General features: G+C 69.7%; 19 protein-coding genes, 1 tRNA gene and 2 pseudogenes. 9 read left to right on the top strand and 13 right to left on the bottom strand.

Annotation, left to right across the window (positions count from 1 at the left end; translation table 11 throughout):
• Window position 1 precedes the first annotated feature (1 nt).
• From dnaJ to dnaK, 3 genes are read right to left on the bottom strand one after another with little or no spacing between them, the layout of a single operon-like run.
• Complete coding sequence (dnaJ, locus tag M8I34_RS15505) at window positions 2-1180, bottom strand: molecular chaperone DnaJ (RefSeq protein ID WP_250050051.1); 1179 nt, start codon at window positions 1178-1180, stop codon at window positions 2-4.
• A gap of 45 nt (window positions 1181-1225) precedes the next feature.
• Complete coding sequence (gene grpE / locus M8I34_RS15500) at window positions 1226-1876, bottom strand: nucleotide exchange factor GrpE (protein WP_030086077.1); 651 nt, start codon at window positions 1874-1876, stop codon at window positions 1226-1228.
• Window positions 1873-3732, bottom strand: coding sequence for a molecular chaperone DnaK (gene dnaK, locus M8I34_RS15495; protein ID WP_244413817.1), 1860 nt, complete (start codon window positions 3730-3732; stop codon window positions 1873-1875). The genes grpE and dnaK overlap by 4 nt, the downstream gene beginning before the upstream one ends.
• Before the next feature lie 289 nt (window positions 3733-4021).
• On the opposite strand from dnaK, the gene M8I34_RS15490 reads away from it, so the two are divergent.
• From M8I34_RS15490 to M8I34_RS15475, 4 genes are all read left to right on the top strand, one after another.
• Entirely contained in the window at window positions 4022-6289 is a 2268-nt protein-coding gene (locus M8I34_RS15490; protein ID WP_250050050.1) for a (Fe-S)-binding protein, read from the top strand.
• Between the two features lie 130 nt (window positions 6290-6419).
• Window positions 6420-7790, top strand: a complete 1371-nt coding sequence (locus tag M8I34_RS15485; RefSeq protein ID WP_374210916.1) for an FG-GAP repeat domain-containing protein — start codon at window positions 6420-6422, stop codon at window positions 7788-7790.
• A gap of 73 nt (window positions 7791-7863) precedes the next feature.
• Window positions 7864-8427, top strand: a complete 564-nt coding sequence (locus M8I34_RS15480; RefSeq protein WP_250050049.1) for a GNAT family N-acetyltransferase — start codon at window positions 7864-7866, stop codon at window positions 8425-8427.
• Window positions 8428-8526: 99 nt separating this feature from the next.
• Window positions 8527-9483, top strand: a complete 957-nt coding sequence (locus M8I34_RS15475; protein ID WP_250050048.1) for a Yip1 family protein — start codon at window positions 8527-8529, stop codon at window positions 9481-9483.
• 138 nt (window positions 9484-9621) lie between these two features.
• On the opposite strand, the gene M8I34_RS15470 is transcribed toward M8I34_RS15475, so the two are convergent.
• From M8I34_RS15470 to dcd, 3 genes are all read right to left on the bottom strand, one after another.
• Window positions 9622-11130, bottom strand: coding sequence for a ricin-type beta-trefoil lectin domain protein (locus M8I34_RS15470; protein WP_250050047.1), 1509 nt, complete (start codon window positions 11128-11130; stop codon window positions 9622-9624).
• A 306-nt stretch (window positions 11131-11436) separates the two neighbouring features.
• Window positions 11437-11934: a phosphoribosyltransferase gene (locus tag M8I34_RS15465; RefSeq protein ID WP_030989189.1), complete on the bottom strand. Its 498-nt coding sequence runs from the start codon at window positions 11932-11934 to the stop codon at window positions 11437-11439.
• 98 nt (window positions 11935-12032) lie between these two features.
• Entirely contained in the window at window positions 12033-12608 is a 576-nt protein-coding gene (gene dcd / locus M8I34_RS15460) for a dCTP deaminase (protein ID WP_030088492.1), read from the bottom strand.
• Between the two features lie 604 nt (window positions 12609-13212).
• On the opposite strand from dcd, the gene M8I34_RS15455 reads away from it, so the two are divergent.
• Window positions 13213-13286, top strand: a tRNA-Gly gene (locus M8I34_RS15455).
• Between the two features lie 169 nt (window positions 13287-13455).
• On the opposite strand, the gene M8I34_RS15450 is transcribed toward M8I34_RS15455, so the two are convergent.
• A complete protein-coding gene (locus M8I34_RS15450; RefSeq protein ID WP_250050046.1) occupies window positions 13456-13779 on the bottom strand; it encodes a hypothetical protein in 324 nt (107 codons plus the stop codon).
• A gap of 516 nt (window positions 13780-14295) precedes the next feature.
• On the opposite strand from M8I34_RS15450, the gene M8I34_RS15445 reads away from it, so the two are divergent.
• Window positions 14296-14991: a DUF4232 domain-containing protein gene (locus tag M8I34_RS15445; protein ID WP_250050045.1), complete on the top strand. Its 696-nt coding sequence runs from the start codon at window positions 14296-14298 to the stop codon at window positions 14989-14991.
• Between the two features lie 280 nt (window positions 14992-15271).
• On the opposite strand, the pseudogene M8I34_RS15440 reads toward M8I34_RS15445, so the two are convergent.
• The 4 genes and pseudogenes from M8I34_RS15440 to M8I34_RS15425 all read right to left on the bottom strand — a co-directional run.
• Window positions 15272-15391: pseudogene (locus M8I34_RS15440) on the bottom strand (site-specific integrase); the annotation flags it as partial.
• A 38-nt stretch (window positions 15392-15429) separates the two neighbouring features.
• Window positions 15430-15849, bottom strand: coding sequence for an arsenate reductase ArsC (locus M8I34_RS15435; RefSeq protein ID WP_250050044.1), 420 nt, complete (start codon window positions 15847-15849; stop codon window positions 15430-15432).
• Window positions 15842-16933, bottom strand: coding sequence for an ACR3 family arsenite efflux transporter (gene arsB, locus M8I34_RS15430; protein WP_308372326.1), 1092 nt, complete (start codon window positions 16931-16933; stop codon window positions 15842-15844). Before arsB ends, M8I34_RS15435 begins: the two co-directional genes overlap by 8 nt.
• Window positions 16930-17337, bottom strand: coding sequence for a helix-turn-helix transcriptional regulator (locus tag M8I34_RS15425; protein WP_250050043.1), 408 nt, complete (start codon window positions 17335-17337; stop codon window positions 16930-16932). Before M8I34_RS15425 ends, arsB begins: the two co-directional genes overlap by 4 nt.
• Before the next feature lie 92 nt (window positions 17338-17429).
• Here M8I34_RS15425 and M8I34_RS15420 point away from each other — a divergent pair, with 92 nt between their 5' ends.
• On the top strand, window positions 17430-17906 hold the full coding sequence (locus tag M8I34_RS15420; protein ID WP_250050042.1) for an ArsI/CadI family heavy metal resistance metalloenzyme: 477 nt from the start codon (window positions 17430-17432) through the stop codon (window positions 17904-17906).
• Between the two features lie 282 nt (window positions 17907-18188).
• On the opposite strand, the gene M8I34_RS15415 is transcribed toward M8I34_RS15420, so the two are convergent.
• Window positions 18189-18812, bottom strand: coding sequence for a TetR/AcrR family transcriptional regulator (locus M8I34_RS15415; protein ID WP_250050041.1), 624 nt, complete (start codon window positions 18810-18812; stop codon window positions 18189-18191).
• Between the two features lie 128 nt (window positions 18813-18940).
• Between M8I34_RS15415 and M8I34_RS15410 the strand changes: the two genes are divergently transcribed.
• The gene (locus M8I34_RS15410) at window positions 18941-19891 is read left to right on the top strand and encodes an alpha/beta fold hydrolase (protein ID WP_250050040.1); all 951 of its coding nucleotides are present in this window, start codon (window positions 18941-18943) and stop codon (window positions 19889-19891) included.
• Between the two features lie 373 nt (window positions 19892-20264).
• On the opposite strand, the gene M8I34_RS15405 is transcribed toward M8I34_RS15410, so the two are convergent.
• Window positions 20265-20798 (bottom strand): MarR family winged helix-turn-helix transcriptional regulator, encoded by a 534-nt coding sequence (locus M8I34_RS15405; RefSeq protein ID WP_250050039.1) that lies wholly within the window; start codon window positions 20796-20798, stop codon window positions 20265-20267.
• Window positions 20799-21047: 249 nt separating this feature from the next.
• Between M8I34_RS15405 and M8I34_RS15400 the strand changes: the two are divergent.
• Window positions 21048-21194, top strand: a pseudogene (locus M8I34_RS15400) (alkene reductase); the annotation flags it as partial.

Here is a 21194-nt window from a genome sequence, read left to right as displayed (position 1 = left end):
CTCAAGCTCCCTTCGCGGCCTGGAACAGCTCTGCCCGCGGGTCCGGGCCCGCGGTCGCCTCGCGATAGGACTCCAGCGACTCCTTCGCCTTGTCGCTGAGGTCGCTGGGGACCAGCACCTCTATGGTGACCAGCAGATCACCGCGGGTGCCGTCCTTGCGGGTGGCACCCTTGCCCCGGGCGCGCATGGTGCGCCCGTTGGGGGTGCCGGCCGGCAGCTTCAGCGTCACCGGCGGACCGCCCAGGGTCGGCACCTTCACCTCGCCGCCGAGGGCGGCCTCCGGGAAGGTGACCGGCACCGTGACGGTGAGGTTGTCGCCCTTGCGGCCGAAGACCGGGTGGGCGTCGACATGCACGACCACATACAGATCGCCGGCCGGACCGCCCTGCTCGCCCGGGGCGCCCTTGCCGCGCAGCCGGATGCGCTGCCCGTCGGAGACGCCCGCGGGGATACGGACCTGCATCGTGCGGGCGCTGGTGGCGCGGCCACTGCCCTTGCAGACCTCACAGGGGTCCTGGGCGATCAGGCCCCGGCCCTTGCAGTCGGCGCACGGGTCGGTCAGCGAGAAGCCGCCGCCCGCGCCCCGGCTGACCTGGCCGGTGCCGACACAGGTCGGGCAGACCCGGGGCGTACCGTTTTTGTCGCCGGTGCCCGAACACGCCTTGCACGGCGCCTGGCTGGACATCCGCAGCGGGACCGTGGCCCCGTCGACCGCCTCGGTGAAGCTGAGCGTCACCTCGGACTCGATGTCCTGACCGCGGCGCGCGTGGGTACGCGTCCCGGCGCCGCCGCGGTTGAACAGACCGCCGAAGACATCCCCGAGGCCGCCGCCGAAGCCGCCGCCGCCCCCGCCACTCTGACCGGGCGCGCCCCCGAAGAGGTCACCCAGGTCGAAGTTGAAGGAGCCGCCGCCACCGGCGGGACCCGGCCGGTAGCCGCCGTTGCCGAACAGCGTGCGCGCCTCGTCGTACTCCTTGCGGCGCTTGCTGTCCCCCAGGATGTCGTTCGCCTCGGAGATCTCCTTGAAGCGCTCCTCGGCCTTGGCGTCGCCCTTGTTGGCATCCGGGTGGAACTCGCGGGCGAGCTTCCGGTACGCCTTCTTGATCTCCGCTTCGGTGGCGTCCTTCGGGACGCCGAGGACCTTGTAATAGTCCTTCTCGACGAAGTCCTTGGTGCTCATCCCCGACGTCCCTCCTCCCGCGCGGATTTTCTGTTTGCCCTCACGTCAGCCCTCGTCCGGGCCACCGCTCTCCTCGTCCGAAGCCTTCACGTCCTCGTCGGAGGTGGACTTGGCGCCCTGCGCGCCCGGCTGCGGCTCGGCGACGGCGACCCGCGCGGGGCGGATCGTTCGCTCACCGATGCGATACCCGGGCTGAAGGATCGCCACGCACGTCGTCTCGGTGACATCCGGTGCGTACGAATGCATCAGCGCCTCGTGGATCGTCGGGTCGAAGGGCTCGCCCTCCTTGCCGAACTGCTGGAGACCCAGCTTGGCGACCACGGTCTCCAGCGATTCGGCCACCGACTTGAAGCCGCCGACCAGTTCGCCGTGTTCACGCGCACGGCCGACGTCGTCGAGCGTGGGAAGGAGCTCGGACAGGAGGTTCGCCGCGGCGATCTCCTTGACCGTGACCCGGTCCCGCTCCACCCGACGGCGGTAGTTCTGGTACTCCGCCTGGAGCCGCTGGAGGTCCGCCGTGCGCTCGTTGAGCGCGGTGCGTACCTGGTCCAGCTGCGCCTGGAGCGCTATGTCCGTTACGTCCCCGGCCGGGGCCGAGCCCGCCTTGTCGGCGGACTCGGCCTGCGCCGCGTCTTCGGGAGCGGCGTCGGAAGGGACGTCGGGCTTCTCGTCGAAGCCCGGGGTCTCCTCCGTCACGCGGCACCATCCTTCTTCGGCTTCTCGTCGTCGACGATCTCGGCGTCCACGACGTCATCGGCGGCGTCCTGGGCCTGCTCACCGGCAGCGGCGCCCTCGGCACCGCCGGCGGCCTGCGCGCCCTGGGCGTCGGCGTACATGGCCTGACCCAGCTTCTGGGAGACGGCCGCGACCTTCTCGGTGGCGGTGCGGATCTCGGCCGAGTCCTCGCCCTTGAGCTTCTCCTTCAGCTCATTGACGGCTTCCTCGACCTCGGTCTTCACGTCACCGGGGACCTTGTCCTCGTTGTCCTTGAGGAACTTCTCGGTCTGGTAGACGAGCTGCTCGCCCTGGTTGCGGGACTCGGCGGCCTCGCGGCGGGCGTGGTCCTCGTCCGCGTACTTCTCGGCCTCCTGGCGCATCCGGTCGACCTCGTCCTTCGGCAGCGAGGAGCCGCCGGTGACGGTCATCTTCTGCTCCTTGCCCGTGCCCAGGTCCTTCGCGGTCACGTGCATGATGCCGTTGGCGTCGATGTCGAAGGAGACCTCGATCTGCGGGACCCCGCGCGGGGCCGGCGGCAGACCGGTCAGCTCGAACATCCCGAGCTTCTTGTTGTACGCCGCGATCTCGCGCTCGCCCTGGTAGACCTGGATCTGCACGGACGGCTGGTTGTCCTCGGCCGTCGTGAAGATCTCGGAGCGCTTCGTCGGGATCGTGGTGTTGCGCTCGATCAGCTTGGTCATGATGCCGCCCTTGGTCTCAATACCGAGGGACAGCGGGGTGACGTCCAGCAGGAGGACGTCCTTGACCTCACCCTTGAGCACACCGGCCTGGAGGGTGGCGCCGATGGCGACGACCTCGTCCGGGTTGACGCCCTTGTTGGCGTCCTTGCCGCCGGTCAGCTCCTTGACGAGCTCGGCGACGGCGGGCATACGGGTGGAGCCGCCGACCAGGACCACGTGGTCGATCTCGGACAGGTTGATACCCGCGTCCTTGATCACGTTGTGGAACGGGGTCTTGCAGCGGTCCAGGAGGTCCGAGGTGAGCTGCTGGAACTGCGAGCGCGTGAGCTTCTCGTCCAGGTGCAGCGGGCCCTCGGCGGAGGCGGTGATGTAGGGAAGGTTGATCGTCGTCTCCGTGGAGGACGACAGCTCGATCTTCGCCTTCTCAGCGGCCTCGCGCAGGCGCTGGAGCGCCATCTTGTCCTTGGCGAGGTCCACGCCGTGGCCGTTCTGGAACTGCTTGACCAGGTAGTCGACGACGCGCTGGTCCCAGTCGTCACCACCGAGGTGGTTGTCACCGTTGGTGGCCTTCACCTCGACGACGCCGTCGCCGATCTCCAGCAGCGAGACGTCGAAGGTGCCGCCACCGAGGTCGAAGACCAGAATGGTCTGGTCGTCCTTCTCCAGGCCGTAGGCCAGGGCGGCCGCGGTGGGCTCGTTGACGATGCGCAGGACGTTGAGGCCCGCGATCTCACCGGCCTCCTTGGTGGCCTGGCGCTCGGAGTCGTTGAAGTAGGCCGGAACGGTGATGACCGCGTCGACGACCTTCTCGCCCAGATACGCCTCGGCGTCGCGCTTGAGCTTCTGCAGGATGAAGGCGCTCATCTGCTGCGGGTTGAAGCCCTTGCCGTCGATGTCGATCTTCCAGTCGGTGCCCATGTGGCGCTTGACCGACCGGATGGTCCTGTCGACGTTGGTGACCGCCTGGCGCTTGGCGACCTCGCCGACCAGCACCTCGCCGTTCTTGGCGAAGGCGACAACGGACGGCGTGGTCCTGGCGCCCTCGGCGTTGGTGATGACGGTGGGCTCACCGCCTTCGAGAACACTGACGACGGAGTTCGTCGTGCCCAGGTCGATGCCGACCGCACGTGCCATTTCAATTCCTCCAGCTGACTTGAGTGGAACAGGCTCAACAGTGCAGCACCGAAGAAATCCTGTCAACAGACCTGAGTCGAGTGCGCTCAAGTTTTATATCGCCCTTACCGTCACCAGGGTTCCATCCCAGGACGCGGAGGGCTTACCCAGGGTTGCCTTCGCGACGCAGATCACCGGCCGGGCGGCTTCATGGGGCGGAGGAGAATGGGTAACCTCAGCGGCAGACCCAAAAAGTTACCGCTTAGTAGTTCCCACCGTTTTCCGCTCTCGCAGGTACGAGGAGCCTCCCATGCAACTCGCCGCGATCATCGTGTCGCTGGTGCTCATCGCGGTCGCCGTGGCGCTGTTCGGCCGCGCCCTCCTGCAGATCTACCGCCAGATGCGGCTGGGCCAGCCGGTGCCCGCAGGCACCCGGACCGACGCTCCCGCCCAACGGACCGTCACGGTGGCCAAGGAGTTCCTCGGCCACACTCGCATGAACCGCTGGGGCGTCGTCGGCGTGGCGCACTGGTTCGTGGCGGTGGGCTTCCTCACCCTGCTGCTGACGATCGTCAACGCCATCGGCCAGCTCTTCCAGGCCGACTGGCTGATCCCGGTGATCGGCGACTGGCTGCCGTGGGAGATGTTCGTCGAGGCGATGGGCACGATGACGACCGTGGGCATCATCGCCCTGATCGTCATCCGGCAGCTGAACCGTCCCGGCGGCGCGGGCCGCAAGTCCCGCTTCGCGGGCTCCAACACCGGCCAGGCGTACTTCGTCGAGACCGTCATCCTCATCGTCGGCATCTGCATCGTGACGCTGCACGCCCTGGAGGGCGCCCAGCACGGCGTCGACCACTACGAGCCCGCGTACTTCGTCTCGTACCCCCTGGTCGTGGCCTTCAAGGGCATGAGCCTGGGCACCGTGCAGAACCTGACCTACCTCTTCGCGGGCATCAAGATCGCGACGTCGTTCATCTGGATGATCACGGTCTCGCTCAAGACCGACATGGGTGTGGCCTGGCACCGCTTCCTCGCCTTCCCCAACATCTGGTTCAAGCGCGAGGCGGACGGCGACGTCGCCCTCGGCGCCCTTCAGCCGATGACCACCCAGGGCAAGCCGATCGACTTCGAGGACCCGGGCGAGGACGACCAGTTCGGCGTCTCCCAGATCGAGCACTTCTCCTGGAAGGGCCTGCTCGACTTCTCCACCTGCACCGAGTGCGGCCGCTGCCAGTCGCAGTGCCCCGCCTGGAACACCGGCAAGCCGCTCTCCCCGAAGCTCCTGATCATGTCGCTGCGCGACCACGCGCACGCCAAGGCGCCGTACCTGCTCGCGGGCGGCGGCAAGGACGAAGAGGGCAACGAGAAGGCGACCGCCGAGCAGCTCGCCGACGTCCCCGCGTCCGCGCTGGCCGAGGCCGAGCGCCCGCTGATCGGCACCCTCGAAGAGAACGGCGTCATCGACCCGGACGTCCTGTGGTCCTGCACCACCTGCGGCGCCTGTGTCGAGCAGTGCCCGGTCGACATCGAGCACATCGACCACATCGTCGACATGCGCCGCTACCAGGTCATGATCGAGTCCTCGTTCCCGTCCGAGGCGGGCACGATGCTCAAGAACCTGGAGAAGAAGGGCAACCCCTGGGGCCTGGCCAAGAAGCAGCGCCTGGCGTGGACCAAGGAGGTCGACTTCGAGGTTCCGGTCGTCGGCCAGGACGTCGAGGACCTCACCGAGGTCGAGTACCTCTACTGGGTCGGCTGCGCCGGCGCCCTGGAGGACCGCGCCAAGAAGACCACCAAGGCCTTCGCCGAGCTGCTGCACATCGCGGGCGTGAAGTTCGCGATCATGGGCGGCGACGAGAAGTGCACCGGTGACTCGCCGCGCCGCCTGGGCAACGAGTTCCTCTTCCAGCAGCTGGGCGCGGAGAACGTCGCCACGCTGAACGCGGCGTTCGGCGAGGATGACGAGGACGAGTCGACCAAGAAGCCGAAGGCGTCGAAGAAGATCGTCGCGACCTGCCCGCACTGCTTCAACACGATCGCGAACGAGTACCCCCAGCTGGGCGGCGAGTACGAGGTCATCCACCACACCCAGCTGCTCCAGCACCTGGTGGACGAGGGCAAGCTCACCCCCGTCACCCCGGTCGAGGGTCTGATCACCTACCACGACCCCTGCTACCTGGGCCGCCACAACAAGGTCTACACCCCGCCGCGCGAGATCATCGCCAAGGTGCCGGGCCTGCGGAACGAGGAGATGCACCGCCACAAGGAGCGCGGCTTCTGCTGTGGCGCCGGCGGTGCCCGCATGTGGATGGAAGAGCGCATCGGCAAGCGCATCAACAACGAGCGCGTCGACGAGGCGCTGTCGCTGAACCCCGACATCGTCTCGACGGCCTGCCCCTTCTGCCTGGTCATGCTGACCGACTCGGTCAACGGCAAGAAGAACGACGGCAAGGCGAAGGAATCCGTCCAGGTCGTCGACGTGGCCCAGCTGCTGCTGGACTCCGTCAAGACCCCCGCCGACCCGGCGGCCGACGAGGCGCCGGAGGACGCGCCGGAGCCGGAGCCGGTGAAGTAACGGCGCGGACAAGCGCGTTGGCCGAGGGCCGGTCCCTGTTCCGTACGGGGGCCGGCCCTCGGCGTGCCGGGCCGCGGGTGCGGGCGGGCATTGCGGCACCGCGGGCCACCGGGGAGCATCGGGGCCGCGAATGGCGAAGACACGACAACAGTGGGACGGGCGGGGCGGGGACGGTATGCACAGACGGATCGGCACGGCAGCGGGGCTCGGACTGGCCGTCCTTCTCAGCTCCTCCTGCGGTCTGCTCTCCCCCTCCGGCGACGCACCCCGCGCCGCCCCGCACCGCACCTCGTCACTCCCTGCCGCCCGCCCCGTCCCCGTCGGCCAAGGCAGCACGGCCGCCGGTGACTTCAACGGCGACGGCCACCCCGATCTGGTCCTCGACAGCCTGCTCGCCCCCGCCCGCGGCCAGGACGACGACCCGGGCATCGGCATCGTCTACGGCTCCGCGCACGGACTCGCCCCGGCCACCCGGGAGTTGCTCACCCCGGCCCGGAACGCCGCGCGCACCCGGACGGCCGTCCCCGCCGCCTTCGACGCCGAGACCGTCTGCGACCTCGACCGGGACGGCTTCAGCGACCTCGTCGTCACCACCGACCCGCCCTACGACGGCGTGGGCCGCCCGCCCGTCCCCGTACAGCTCCTCTTCGGCTCGCCCCGGGGCCTCGGCTCCGCCCGCGCCGTCAGGCTCCGCATCCCCGACCGGGCGCGCTTCGGCAACGAGTGGCCCGACCAGCCGGTCTGCGGTGACTTCGACGGCGACGGCGCGCCCGACCTGGCCGTCACCGCCTCCGGCCCCCGGATCAGCTATCTGCGGGGCCCGTTCACCCGCACCGGCGCCCCCGAGGCAGCCGGCGCCCCCCTCGGCATCCCCGGCACCGCCCTGGCCGCCACCGCGCCCCTCGCGCCGTCGTCCGACCTCGACCACGACGGCGCCGACGACCTCCTCGTACGCTCCGCCGACCCCGGCCGCCGCGCCCGCGGCCGCCTCGCCCTCGGCGGCCCCCGGGGCCCGCTCCGCGCCGGCCCGGCCGTCTACCCGCCCGGCTACGCCACGGCCTTCGGCCGCTTCGCCGGGCCCGGCCGGGGGGTGACGTCCGTCACCGCCGACACCGACGGTCTGCTGTCCGTCGGCGGCCGCCCCGGCAGGATCCGTACGGGCACGGGCCAGGTCCCCACCCTCGCGGCCGGCGATGTGCAGCACGACGGCTACCCGGATCTCGTCCTCGGCGGCACCCGCCCGGCCCTGCTGAGCGGCACCGCACACGGACTGTCCGCCACCCCCCGCCGCCTCCCCGTGCCCCGTCTCCCCGGCGCCGGCCGCCCGTACTCCACGGTTCTCGCCCTCGCCGACTTCGACGGTGACCGCCGGGCCGACCTCGTCCTCCTCACCCGGCGCGGCCGCACCCACGACCGGGTGACGGTCCTCACCGGCGGCCCCTCGGGCCTCGCCGCGCAACCCGCCCTCTCCTTCACCACTGCTGACTTCGCGGCTCCCTGACCGCTCGCGCCGCGGATTGTGGTGCGTGGCTAATACAGTTGCCCGGCGCCGGACGCGCGCCGACCATGACGCCATGGACACAGATACGGGCAGGGACACGGCCGACGGTCCGGGCGCCATGGCACCCCCCGCCCCACCCGGGACGCCGCCCACCTTGCCCGTCACGACCCGGCTCGCCCTCCCCATCGACGCCCCCGCGATCGCCGCCGTCCACCAGGCGTCACGGCAGGCCACCATGCCCTACCTGCCGCCCCAGCGCCGTACCCACGAAGAGGTCACCCGCTGGATCCGGGAGATCGTGCTGCCGCAGTGCCACACCTTCGTCGCCACCCGGGGCCCCGAGCTCCTCGGCTACGCGGCCGTACAGGGCGACCTGCTCGACCAGCTCTACCTCCGGCCGGACGTCCGGCGCGCCGGCATCGGCACCCTCCTCCTCGCCGAGGCGCGGCGGCACCGCCCCGACGGCCTGTCCCTGCATGTCTTCCAACTCAACGCCGACGCGCGGGCGTTCTACGCCCACCACGGCTTCCGGGTGGTGGCCATCCACGACGGCCGCGCCAACATGGAGAACCTGCCGGAGCTCACCCTCCGCTGGACCCCGGCCCCGGAGCCGCTGTTCCCTCGGGGAACCCCCTAAGGGATGTCACAGGTCAGATGCAAACCCCGCCCCGATCCGCCTGCTCCGCCACCCGATCCGCGCGGACCAGGTACTTTCGAGTACGTGGCTGGATTCAGGATGGGTCGCGGACGGGATACCCGCCCCGCGCAGAACGGACAGCAGGGACAGCAGGGGCAGCAGGCCCCGTACGGGCAGCAAGGGCCGTACGGGCAGCAGCCCCCGCCACCCCATGGGCAATGGCAGCAGGCGCCGCAGCAGGCCCCCCAGCAGTACGGCGGGCCGCAGGGGCAGACACAGCCGCACGGGCAGTACGGCGAACCCGAGTACTTCGGCGACGGCGGCTACCAAGCCCAGCAGCAGTCCTACGCGCCGTACTCGAACGACAACAACCCAGGCCACACGCAGCAGTTCAGCGTCGGCGACACCCCGGACGCCTACGGTGCGCCCCAGAACCAGTACGACCAGGGCACCGACGGTGAGTACGCCTCCGGCGGCACCTACCGCGCCGGCCAGACCAGCGCACCGCCGGCCGGCCCCCGGCTGCACTGGAAGCAGCTGCTGTCCGGCATCGTGCTGCGCCCCGACGCCACGTTCTGGCAGATGCGCGACCACGCGGTCTGGGCCCCGGCGCTGATCGTCACCTTCATCTACGGCCTGCTCGCGGTCTTCGGCTTCGACAAGGCCCGCGAGGATGTGCTCAACGCCACCCTCTCCAACAGCATCCCGTGGGTCGCGATCACCGCCGTGATGTTCATCATCGGCAGCCTGATCCTGGGCACGGTCACCCACACCCTGGCCCGCCAGCTCGGCGGCGCCGGCGCCTGGCAGCCGACCATCGGCCTGGCCATGCTGATCATGACCATCTCGGACGCGCCCCGGCTGCTCTTCGCGATGTTCCTCGGCGGCGACAGCACCCTGGTCCAGGTCCTGGGCTGGCTGACCTGGCTCGCCACGGGCTACCTGCTCACCTCCATGGTCAGCAAGTCACACGACCTGCCGTGGCCCAAGGCACTCGGCGCCGCCTCGATCCAGCTGGTCGCGCTGCTCGCCCTGCTGAAGCTCGGCACGCTGTAGGGCCGGACCGGCCACCGCAAGGGGCCCGCCCCGGAGCACCAGGCTCCGGAGCGGGCCCCTTGCCGTACGGCGGACTCACCACTTGCCGTACGGCGGAGTCACCGCATGGCGATCACAGCCTGATCCAAACGACAGGCCCTAGGCGAACCGCTGCCCCGCCGACCCGTCGCACCCCTGCAACCGCAGCGGTTCCTTCGCCGCCCCCAGCGTCAGGCACAGCGACGGTGCGGCGGCGGGCCGGATCGTGCCGCCGCCGTCCCGGACGAACTGCTGGTTGGCCGCGCCCGAGCAGTTCCACAGCACCAGCCCGGCACCGGCCCCGTACCGCGCGCCCGGCACATCCAGACACCGGTCCTGGGTCAGCCCCACATGCACCGACCGCTGACCGCCGTCGTACCACCAGTCCTGGTGCCGCTGGCCGTTGCAGTCCCAGCCGCCGACCGCCGTCCCGTTACGGCTGGCACCGCCGGCCGCATCCACACAACTCCCCGTACCGGCGTTCTTCAGCGGCCGGTACGCGTCGTCCCAGGCCCCCGCGTACAGCTTCGGCTGCCCGGTGCTCGCCGGATCGGCGCAGGACGCCTCGCGCACCCCCGCGGCGTACAGCTGGGTCAGACACGAGGCGAAGGCACCGTGCCCCCGGGCATTGGGGTGGAACGACTGCCGCACGGAATTCGAGTCCGGCGGGAAGGGGTTGGTGAGGTTCACATAGAGGCCGCGGGCCCAGGTGTCCTCCATGCACACCTCGTGCCCGTGGAACAGCCGCGACGCGTCGAGGTAGGTCGCCCCCGCGTCCCGCGCGGCCTTCCGTACACCCCGCTCGAAGGCCGGCACGGCGGCATTGCGCCCCCAGCCCGCGTCGGAGGTGTAGCCCGTGCAGCCGCCCAGCAGCTTCCCCGGGTAATGCGGGTTGTCCTCCACATCCGGCCCGATCGGGCTCGGATACGACATCACCACGAGCCGGTAGTCGCCGTCCGCGTACCCCGCGTCCCGCATCACGGTCCGCAGATCGCCGAGCGTCCGCCCGACCTTCGGCACCAGCCCGTCGACCCGCGCCTGCCAGCCCGGCTGGTACTTCGGCTCACAGGTGCCCTGGAGCGTGAACCAGCGCACCACACAGTCCGTCATCACCGGCCCGAACTGGAGATCGTCATTGGCGCCGGCCACCAGGAGCACCATCTTCAGCCGGGTGTTCCGGGCCGCGATGGCGAGAGCGTCGCTCTGTACCAGCTCGTCGGCGTACTGCTTGCTGCCGCCGATCACGATGTTGCCGCTGGACGCACCCGAGCAGGCGGCGTTGTACGTCACCTCCGCCGCGATACCGGTCCGGTGGATCGCCGAGTCCGGCGACCGGTGGCACCAGTTGTCCGGCCCGTCCGTGCCCGGCTCATACGTCCCGACGCCCTCCCCCGAGATCTCGCTGTCCCCCAGCGAGATCAACGAGGTCTTCCGCTCCCCGAGGGATCGCTCGGCCGGATCCCCGTAGAGCTTCGCCGCCTCCCGCGCCCGGATCTTCTCCAGCTCGGGCGGCAACGGCCTGGCGGCCACGGCCCCGCCCGGCGCCCGGCTCCCCGCGGCCCCGGTGGCGGCACTCGCCCCACCCGCCGCCACGGAGAACACCACGGCCAGCGCCACGGTCGACGTCACCGCGCCGCCCCTGAGCCACCGCCCCCGCCCGGCCCGCGCCCGGCCTCCCGTATGCGCTGCTGCTCCCCTGCGCCGCCCTGCGTCCGTACGCGACCTTGATCCCGTACGCCGCCCACGTAACGCCCACCGCCCGCGTCTCGCGCGCACCATGGGGCCTCCCCTCCGGTCTGCTGTTACCGCGGGTTGTACTCGCAGGTAGCAGACGGTGGAACACCCGGAACGGGATTGGCCGAAAGCAGCGCAGGAAAACCCACCCGACCGCCAACTCCCTTACCGGGCACGGCGATCGGTGGTCCGCCCGTCACCTCAGGCGTCGAGGACCTGCCCCGCACGCCGCACGACCGGCGGCTCGACGCTCCACGGGAAGTTGATCCATTCGTCCGTGCGCTTCCACACGTACTCGCACTTCACCAGCGACTGCGACTTCTCATAGATCACCGCGCTGCGGACCTCCGCCACGGTCCCCTGGCAGAAGTCGTGCACGAGCTTCAGCGTCTTGCCGGTGTCGGCGACGTCATCGGCGATCAGCACCTTCTTGTCCGAGAAGTCGATCGCATTCGGCACCGGCGCCAGCATGACCGGCATCTCCAGGGTGGTCCCCACCCCGGTGTAGAACTCCACATTCACCAGGTGGATGTTCTTGCAGTCCAGCGCGTACGCCAGGCCGCCGGCGACAAAGACCCCGCCCCGGGCGATCGACAGCACGACATCGGGCTCGTACCCGTCATCGGCGATCGTCTGCGCCAGCTCGCGGACCGCCCCGCCGAACCGCTCGTACGTCAGGTTCTCCCGCACGTCACTCACGTATCTCTCTCAGACCTTCTGTGTCCACACGCCCTGCCACGCGCCCGCCCTGTCGGGCGCGCCCCCCACACCGAAGCGGCTGTGTCATACCTGCGTCGTCATACCTGCGTCCGGTGAAAGTTCCTGAACGACCGGGACGGCGTCGGACCGCGCTGCCCCTGGTAGCGGGAGCCGTACTTCTCACTGCCGTACGGGTGCTCGGCCGGCGAGGTCAGCCGGAACATACACAGCTGCCCGATCTTCATGCCCGGCCACAGCTTGATCGGCAGCGTGGCGACATTGCTCAGCTCCAGCGTCACGTGCCCGCTGAACCCCGGGTCGATGAACCCGGCGGTCGAATGCGTCAGCAGCCCCAGCCGCCCCAGCGAGCTCTTGCCTTCGAGCCGGGACGCAAGGTCATCGGGCAACGTGATGACCTCGTACGTCGAGGCCAGCACGAACTCGCCCGGGTGCAGGATGAACGCCTCATCGCCCTCGGGCACGACCTCACGGGTGAGATCGGACTGCTCGACGGCGGGGTCGATGTGCGGGTAGCGGTGATTCTCGAACACCCGGAAATAGCGGTCGAGCCGCACGTCGATGCTGGACGGCTGCACCATCGACTCTTCGTAGGGGTCGATACGCACCCGACCAGCATCGATCTCGGCCCGGATGTCCTTGTCTGAGAGAAGCACGCAGATGAGGATACGCGCCCGCACCACCCGCCCCGCACGACGAGGGCCCGGCCCCCCACCGGGGAAGCCGGGCCCTGACGACTCCTTGCTCCTACTACCTGTCGCTACGTCTCTACTGCATCTCTTATTGCGTCTCTTGCCGCGAGCCGCTACGCCTCTTGATCGCTACCGCTTCGAGTGCTCGACGGGCACCGAGTGCCGCAGCCGAGCACAGCGCGGGCAGCGCAACAGCCGTCCGGGACCGAGCCGGTCGGTGGTCTGCATCGGGAACGAAGCGGTGCTGAACACGTGGCCCTCGGCACAACGTACGACGGTGCGCTCCATCAAGTCCCTCTCCCAACTGCGTGGACAACAAAAGCCACATTAGGGGATGAACTGGGCGCCCTCGCAAGCGGCACTCCGACGCCCCACCGTACGCCTCAACTCCCGCGCCCCACACTCGCATCCCACCCGCACATCACCCGCAACCCACACCCCCGACACCCCGCCCGACAGCCCCGCCGGACACCCCCGACACCCCACCCGGGCATGCCAAATGCACCGCGAAGCGGTGATGGGGTAGAGTGTGCGACGATGTTCCGCCCTCGCTCAGAGGCGGGATAACGCGGGTGTAGTTTAATGGTAGAACATGAGCTTCCCAAGCTCAGAGCGCGGGTTCGATTCCCGTCACCCGCTCCATAGTTGAGGCCCAGGTCAGCGACCTGGGCCTTTTTCGTTGTCCGGGCCGGTTCAGGCGTCCGCACACCTTCGCACCACTTCCCTCTCATTCGACTGGAGGGAGAGCGGTCGCGACGTTCAGGCGGTCACGCTGGTCGGTCTTCCCGCCTGCCCTGGCGACTGCTCGCCGTCAGGTCGCGCAACGGGCGAAAGCCTGCACCCTGCCGGATTGGTTCGACTCGTTCTCGAATCGAATCTTCCACCGTCTGTCGCTCACCGCGCGGTTGCCCGTCACGTCGATGCTGGCGGAGGACACGAGCCAGCCACCGCTGACGGCAAAGGTGCCCCTGGGGCAGGTGACAGTGACGATCTCGGTCTGGTTGGCCCCGATGGACCGGACCGGGCTCTCTGCGGTGACGACGCGGGGGTGGGCGTCATCGGCCAGTGCGGGGGACGCCAGGGTGACGGCCAACGCGGGTGCAGCGGCCAGGGCGAGGAGCTTGGTGCGGGACATGCTGTGACCTCTCTGAGTGGTTCGTGCGTTCTCTACGAATCGAACGCACCAGCCCAGGCTAGGAATGGGGCGGACGGAACCGCCATCCGATGCGCCCCATTGGAGTGAGGGGATGCGTACCATCGGTTACTGATCGTGGTGGCGCTGCCCGGGGGGCCTGACCTCCAACTGACCGACGCACGCGGCCCTGTTGACCAGAACTCAGCGACCGTCGCACCCATAGGTCGCATCGAGGGGTGCAACAGCTCCCGCTCGGGCCGTCTACGGGCGATGCGAGCGATAGCCACCGCGCAAGATCCCAGTGGCCGGCGCGGCGCGCGGGCCTTGCGCTGCTTCCGCCCGAAGGCTCGGCCTCACCCGTTCGCGCGCGGTTTGTTTGCGGGACGTGAGTGAGGCGTTTCCGGAACGTCAGTGGACCCGGGAAGAGTGGTGTCCACACCGCGGGAACGGCCAAAGGGAACGGTCAAAGGGACCGGCCAAGGAGACTCCCGCACGAAACACAGGGGGAACCTGATCATGCGTACTTCCCGGATTCGTACCGCCACCCTGGCCGCCGTCACCGCCGCGCTGGCGCTGGGCCTGACCGCCTGCGGCGGCGCCGACGGCAGCTCGAAGGCGGCGGGCGGCGACAACGCCGCCGCCGGCGCGCAGAGCCGGTCCGCGGCGGGCGGGGACGGCAAGGACGGCGCGGAGCAGGCCAACAGCGGCGGCGCCACCAAGGAGGACGCGCGCTCGACGACCGCCTCCGGCGGGACGGGCGAGGCCACGGGCAAGGGCACCACGGCCGGCGCCCAGCAGTGCCGCGGCGACGAGATGCTGCTCACCGCGGTGCACCGGTTCGCCGGGCAGCAGGGCGACCACCTGCTGGTCACCGCGTCGAACAAGGGCACCAAGCCCTGCTGGGTCACCTCGTACCCGACCGTGAAGCTCGGCGACGTCGACAGCGCCGCACTGCCGCACTCGAAGAAGGACAACACCGGCGGCAGCAAGCACCTCACGCTCCAGCCCGGCGGCAAGGCATACACCGCGGTGAACCTCTTCGACTACGGCTCGAAGAACCACACGGCGCAGTCGTTCGCCCTCGCCCTGCGCGGCGCGGACGGCCACGACGGCCCCTCCTACTCGGTCGACCTCCAGGGCAACAAGCCGCAGTTCAGCTGGAACGAGGCCGACGTGCTGAACTGGAACACCACGAAGCCGTACAACTTCTGACCGCCCGTCGGCCAGTTGAGCGCGTCACGGCTCCCTCCACGGGCTCAACTGGCCGACTAAAGCGCTCAGTTGCGGGAAGACCCATTGCGTTCATACGCCGCTCGGTTACACACATCGACGGTGAAGCTCACGTGGGATCCGGCGGTCCAGCGCCTCGCACAGATCCCACGCCACCTGCCGCCGTCGGCCGTGCCCGTGGCGCACAGGCGAGGGGCGCACAGACGAGGGGCGGGCACGGCATCGCATCGTGCCCGCCCCTCGGCAATCAGCCTTCCGACGCGGCACGGACCATCGTGTCCTTGAGAGTGGCACCGGACCGGGTGGACGGAGTGTGCGCGGTGTGGCGGAGACCGTAGAAGCGCAAGTCGTCCGGCAGGCCGGCTTTGGCGCGGGCCTTGCGCCGATTGGCGGCTCGGCGTCGGCGACCAGGCAGCATGCTCACGCCTGCCCCTCAGGGGCGATCTCGTCGACCAGTCCGCGGATCCGCCGCTCGATGTCATCGCGGATAGGCCGTACGGACTCGACACCCTGCCCGGCGGGGTCGGGCAACTGCCAGTCGAGATACCGCTTGCCGGGGAAGACGGGGCAGGTGTCGCCGCAGCCCATCGTGATCACGACGTCGGACGCCTGCACGGCCTCCACGGTGAGCACCTTGGGCGACTCGGCCGAGACGTCGATACCCACCTCGGCCATTGCCGTGACGACGGCCGGATTCACGGAGTCGGCGGGGGCGGACCCGGCGGACCGCACCTGTACGCGGTCGCCCGCAAGGTGCGTGAGGAACGCGGCGGCCATCTGCGAGCGGCCGGCGTTGTGGACGCAGACGAACAGCACGGCGGGCAGGGCGGTGTCAGACATGGACAGGGTCTTCCTCTGTCAGCGGCACGGGGGTGGTGAAGAGGCGGCGGGCGTACAGCGCGACGTGGACGAGGCCGATCAGCACCGGCACCTCGATGAGCGGTCCGACCACGCCCGCGAGGGCCTGTCCGGAGGTGGCGCCGAACGTGGCGATGGCTACCGCGATGGCCAGTTCGAAGTTGTTGCCGGCGGCCGTGAACGCAAGGGTCGTCGCGCGCGGGTAGTCGAGACCGACGGAGCGTCCGAGTGCCATGGAGCCCGCCCACATGAGGGCGAAGTACACCAGCAGCGGCAGCGCGATGCGGGCGACGTCGAGCGGTTGCGAGGTGATCGCGTCGCCTTGCAGCGCGAAGAGAATGACGATCGTGAACAGCAGGCCGTACAGGGCGAACGGCCCGATCCGCGGGATCAGCTCGGACTCGTACCAGGCGCGCCCCTTGCCCCGTTCGCCGATCCGGCGGGTGAGGTAGCCGGCGACGAGCGGGATGCCGAGGAAGATCAGCACGCTGCGGGCGATCTCCCACACGGACACGTCGAGGCCGGACCGTTCAAGGCCGAGCCACCCGGGCAGCACGGACAGGTAGAACCAGCCGAGGGCCGAGAACGCGATGACCTGGAAGACGGAGTTCAGCGCCACCAGGACGGCGGCGGCCTCGCGGTCGCCGCACGCAAGGTCGTTCCAGATGATCACCATGGCGATACAGCGGGCCAGCCCGACGATGATCAGGCCCGTGCGGTACTCGGGCAGGTCCGGCAGGAGCAGCCAGGCCAACGTGAACATGAGCGCCGGCCCGACGATCCAGTTCAGCAGCAGGGAGGGCAGCAGCAGGCGGCGGTCGCGGGTGACGGTGCCGAGGCGGTCGTAGCGCACCTTGGCGAGGACCGGGTACATCATCACGAGCAGGCCGAACGCGATCGGCAGCGACACCCCGGCCACGGTCACCTCGGCGAGAGCACCCCCGAGGCCGGGCACAAGGCGCCCGAGGCCGAGACCCAGCGCCATCGCGGCCAGAATCCACACAGCGAGGTAGCGGTCGAGGAACGACAGGCGGCCGGCGACCGCCTTCTCTGGCACGGCGCTCACGCGGTGGCCCCGGCGGTCTCGGCGGGAGCGGGCAGGGGCTCACCGGCGGGGCGGGCCAGGATGCCTGCGAGGCGGTCCGTCATATCGGGCAGCAGCCAGTAGTAGACCCATGTGCCGCGCCGCTCGCAGTCGATGAGGCCGGCCTGCCGAAGCAGCTTGAGGTGATGCGAGATCGTCGGCTGCGACAGGTCGAAGGCAGGGGTGAGATCGCAGACGCAGACCTCGCCGCCGGCGCGCGAGGCGATCATCGACAGCAGGCGCAGTCGCACCGGGTCGCCCAGCGCTTTGAACACCTTCGCCAGTTCTGTGGCCTGGTCCTCGTCGAGCGGTGCCGACAGGAGGCCAGGGCAGCAGGCATCGCCCTGGTCGGTTTGCCCGAGGACCTCAAGCTCTTGATTCGACATTCCTCTATGTTGACGTTTATCGAATCAGGAGGCAACCTTGAGAGGCAACCTTGAATCGACAGACATCAATGCAAGCTGATCGGAGTGCCGCCATGTCTCGTGCACAGCTCGCCCTGCGCGTCAGCGACCTCGAAGCGTCGATCACCTTCTACTCGAAGCTCTTCGACACCGAACCGACCAAGCGACGCGAGGGCTACGCCAACTTCGCCCTCACAGAGCCGCCGCTCAAGCTCGTACTGATCGAGGGCGATCCCGGACAGGAGACCCGCCTCGACCACCTCGGCGTAGAAGTCGAGTCCACGGACCAGGTGACGGCAGCCACGACCCGCCTCAAGGACGCCGGCCTCGCCACCTTCGAGGAGAACGACACCTCCTGCTGCTACGCCCTCCAGGACAAGGTGTGGGTGCACGGCCCCGGCAAGGAGCCGTGGGAGGTCTACGTCGTCAAGGCCGACACCGACACCCTGGGCAGGAGTGCCGGCACGTCCGCAACCACCAACGGCGGCAGCTGCTGCGCGAGCGGGACGGCCGACGCGGAACCCGCACCGGGCTGCGCCTGCGGAAGCTGATGCCCGCGCCCCCAACCGCTCGGTGCGAGCTGCACCCAGGAGGCCCCGGATGAGAAAGGCCTGGCGAGGTGACGCAGATGCCCTGGATCCCTCGCCTCAGCGTTGCGTGAGCAATCCAAGGCCCCGCTGGTTCCCGAGCCCGGAGCGCCGGTTCGATTCCCGTCAGCCGCTCCACAGTTGAGGCCCAGGTCGGTGACCTGGTCCTTCTTCCTTGCCTGAAGAGCTCGGAGCCGTGTGCCATGCGCGTGCCACAAGTGCCGTAGCGGTGCGCCGGATTGGGTCCTACCCGGCCGCCGGCGTCTCGACGGTCGCGAAAATCCGGTCGAGATGGTGCCGGAGCACCGCGATGGCCGACTCCGGACTCCGCTGGCCCACGAGGATGCTGGTGCCCATGGTCGCCGTCATCGCGAGCAGGCTGATCGCCTCCGTGCGCGCGTCGATGCCGGGGTCGGCCAGACCTGACGCCCGGGCCTGTTCAAGCAGGCCGGTCAGGGCGTTCTCGGCGGCGTCGGGTCTGTCGATGAAGGGCTGGGCGGCCAGTGCGTCGTCGGTCACGGACAGGATCGAGTAGGAGCTGTAGAGGAGGTGGAAGGTGCGGCTCTCCTCATCGGTCGGGAGGGAGGCCAGCAGCAGCGCCTCAGCGGTCGCGCGGGGACCCGGGTCCGGACCGGCGGCGGCCAGGCGGGCACCCACCCGTGCGGTGAAGCGGTCGGTCAGGTGCTGGAGCCCGTAGAAGAGCAGCTTCTCCTTGGTCTCGAAGTAGTACTGCACGAGTCGGAGGGAGACGCCGGCCTCCGCGGCCACGTCTCGCATGCCGACGGCGTGCAGTCCTCGACGCCCCGCGACCTGGATGAGCGCCTCGGCGATCTGGGCGCGCCGTTCCTCGTGGTCCACGCGCTTTGGCATGTGCCGGTGTCTCCGCCCGTCGGTGCTGGGTTCGCGGTCCGGCTCACCCCGGACTCCTTGATGGTACCGCTGTACCATCATCATGATACCGTCGTATCACGAAGAACGGATCTTCCCGGAGGTGCCCCGTGCCCGAGAACACGACCCGTGTGCGCCGCGATGTCGGCCGCTACGTGAACGACGCGCTGCGCGACCGGTACTTCGCCACCTGCGACGCCGTCTACGCGATGGGTGCGCCCGCCCGCTCCGAGACGGACGTCGAGACCAGCTTCGGCACCACGCACGTCTACCGGTACGGCCCCACGGACCCGGCAGCCGAGTCCCGTACGCCGGTGGTCCTGATCCACGGCGCGGGCTACTGCTCGGCGATGTGGTACCCCAACACCCCCGCGCTCAGCGCCGAACGGCCCGTCTACGCGCTCGACACCCCTGGCGACGCCGGGCGCAGCGTCCACCGCGAGCCCATGTGGCAGCCGGAGCGCGCCGCCCAGTGGCTCGACGAGGCGCTCGACGCACTCGGCCTCGACCGGGTCCACCTGGTTGGCTCCTCGTACGGCGGCTGGCTGGTGCTCAACATGGCCCACCGCCGGCCCGGACGGCTCGCGTCGGTCACCGCCCTCGACCCCGGCGGCCTGGAGAAGGTGGGCCTGCGCTTCTTCGCCTGGGTCTTCGTCAGCCTCTTCGCCAGCTTCGCCCCCAAGGCGCTGCGCCCGCGCCTCGCCTCCTGGCTGGAGCAACCGGTCATCGCCGTTCCCGAGTTGCGGACGTGGATCCAGGCGGGCGCCCGCGCCTTCCGGATCCGCCGCCCCGCGCCGCTGCCGCTGACCGAGGACGCCCTGTGCTCCATCCGGACCCCGCTCCACCTCATCATGGGCAAGCGCAGCCTGCTGGTACACCCGCAGCGGCAGCTGGAACGGGTGCCGCGACTGATCCCCGGAGCCCGCGCCGAGATCATCGCCGCGACGGGCCACGGCCCGCAGATCGACCACCCCGACGTGGTCAATGCCCGGATGCTGAGCTTCATGGAGGACGTCGACTCCCTCGACCCGGCCGAGGCCGACGGCGTGGTCGACGCGTAAGCCCTGCGGCCGGGAGGGCTCCAGTACGGCCGAGCACGCAGGAACACCAGCACGGGCAGGTCATACGCCATATAGACGCCCTGGGCGCCATAGATTCTCAGGATCACGGCGCGGGTTCGATTCCCGTCTCCCGCTCCATAGTTGAGGCCCAGGTCGGGGACCTGGGCCTTGTTCGTTGCCTGAACCCCGTCCGTGCGTCCGCGTGCCCCTTCTCGTGAGGACGGCGAGGCCGGACGGCATGCGGCGCACAGCCATCCGGGAGCTGTTGGACGTAGAGTTTCCAAGGCGTCGGCAACGTTGCGGGTAGTCGCTGATGGGCGGTCAGTTCCCTTTGCCCGCACTTTATTTGCTACTAGTACAGCCGTCGAGGGGGCTACTTCTCCCCGCACGCCCCGTCGGGGTCGGCGGCAGCCCGGACGAGGTTCTGTTCCAGGCGTTCGAGGGTGTGCAGGGCGGCGGTTCGCTCGTCGGGGGTGAGGCCCGCCGTGGAGAGGTCCTCCAGGTGGCTCCAGACCTGCTCGACCTCGCGGCGCAGGGCGTGGCTGGCTGCCGTGGGTTCGATGAGTGAGGCGCGCTTGTCGGTGGGGGAGGGGCGGCGGCGGACGAAGCCGGCCTGCTCCAGGCGGCGGACGGTGCGGGTCATGGTGGCGGCGTCGGAGTCCATCAGCCGCACCAGGTCGGCCTGCCGCTGTGCGCCGAGTTCCCACAGGTGCATCATCACCAGCTCCTGGCCCGGATGCAGGCCGATCCGGCGCAGTAGTTGTCCGGCGAACATGCGGTGCAGGCGGGCCAGGCGGAAGATCGCGTGACTGACCGGCCCGCCGCCGGCCGCGGCCGGTACCGGAACGGTGACCTCCCGCTCCGCCTCTGCGGGGTCCTTCCCGCTTTCCGGTGTGGACTGCGTCATCGGAACCTCACTTTCCTGTTTAGGCAGCATAAGCCTACCTTTCGAGGCGATATCCGGCGGCACCTGCGTCCACCACCAGGGCCCATGCGGGCAGGCAGCAACGTGTTGCGTGCTTCACATGGGAGGGCGGGAATGGATTCGGGGCGATTGCCTGTTCGGACAGGTGATTTACTTGTTCAGGCAGGCATCTGCTGGTGCGGGCTCGTGAGGGCCCGGCCGCGGAGCACGACGCACCCGGAGGAAGAGACCATGACCACTGCTTTCGACCCGATCGTCCTGGGCGGCGCGCGCCTGGCGAACCGTCTTGTGATGGCGCCGATGACCCGTAGCCGTGCCTATGGTCCCGGCGCCGAGCCGACCGCGCTGATGGCGGCGTACTACGCGCAGCGGGCGGCT

The sequence above is a fragment of the Streptomyces sp. MCA2 genome, assembly GCF_023544705.1.
GTDB lineage: Bacteria > Actinomycetota > Actinomycetes > Streptomycetales > Streptomycetaceae > Streptomyces > Streptomyces decoyicus.
The sequence above is the reverse complement of the archived record's forward strand: the minus strand, read 5'-3'. Positions and strand labels throughout refer to the sequence as shown.

What these genes read in the sequence shown, in the direction of transcription:
- M8I34_RS15490 (WP_250050050.1), top strand. Translation starts at nt 4,022, where the DNA reads ATGCAACTCGCCGCGATCATCGTGTCGCTGGTGCTCATCGCGGTCGCC.
- M8I34_RS15425 (WP_250050043.1), bottom strand. Translation starts at nt 17,337, where the DNA reads ATGTCGAATCAAGAGCTTGAGGTCCTCGGGCAAACCGACCAGGGCGAT.
- M8I34_RS15480 (WP_250050049.1), top strand. Translation starts at nt 7,864, where the DNA reads ATGGACACAGATACGGGCAGGGACACGGCCGACGGTCCGGGCGCCATG.
- M8I34_RS15405 (WP_250050039.1), bottom strand. Translation starts at nt 20,798, where the DNA reads ATGACGCAGTCCACACCGGAAAGCGGGAAGGACCCCGCAGAGGCGGAG.
- M8I34_RS15485 (WP_374210916.1), top strand. Translation starts at nt 6,420, where the DNA reads ATGGCGAAGACACGACAACAGTGGGACGGGCGGGGCGGGGACGGTATG.
- M8I34_RS15435 (WP_250050044.1), bottom strand. Translation starts at nt 15,849, where the DNA reads ATGTCTGACACCGCCCTGCCCGCCGTGCTGTTCGTCTGCGTCCACAAC.
- dnaK (WP_244413817.1), bottom strand. Translation starts at nt 3,732, where the DNA reads ATGGCACGTGCGGTCGGCATCGACCTGGGCACGACGAACTCCGTCGTC.
- M8I34_RS15415 (WP_250050041.1), bottom strand. Translation starts at nt 18,812, where the DNA reads ATGCCAAAGCGCGTGGACCACGAGGAACGGCGCGCCCAGATCGCCGAG.
- dnaJ (WP_250050051.1), bottom strand. Translation starts at nt 1,180, where the DNA reads ATGAGCACCAAGGACTTCGTCGAGAAGGACTATTACAAGGTCCTCGGC.
- M8I34_RS15420 (WP_250050042.1), top strand. Translation starts at nt 17,430, where the DNA reads ATGTCTCGTGCACAGCTCGCCCTGCGCGTCAGCGACCTCGAAGCGTCG.
- M8I34_RS15475 (WP_250050048.1), top strand. Translation starts at nt 8,527, where the DNA reads ATGGGTCGCGGACGGGATACCCGCCCCGCGCAGAACGGACAGCAGGGA.
- M8I34_RS15450 (WP_250050046.1), bottom strand. Translation starts at nt 13,779, where the DNA reads ATGTCCCGCACCAAGCTCCTCGCCCTGGCCGCTGCACCCGCGTTGGCC.
- M8I34_RS15445 (WP_250050045.1), top strand. Translation starts at nt 14,296, where the DNA reads ATGCGTACTTCCCGGATTCGTACCGCCACCCTGGCCGCCGTCACCGCC.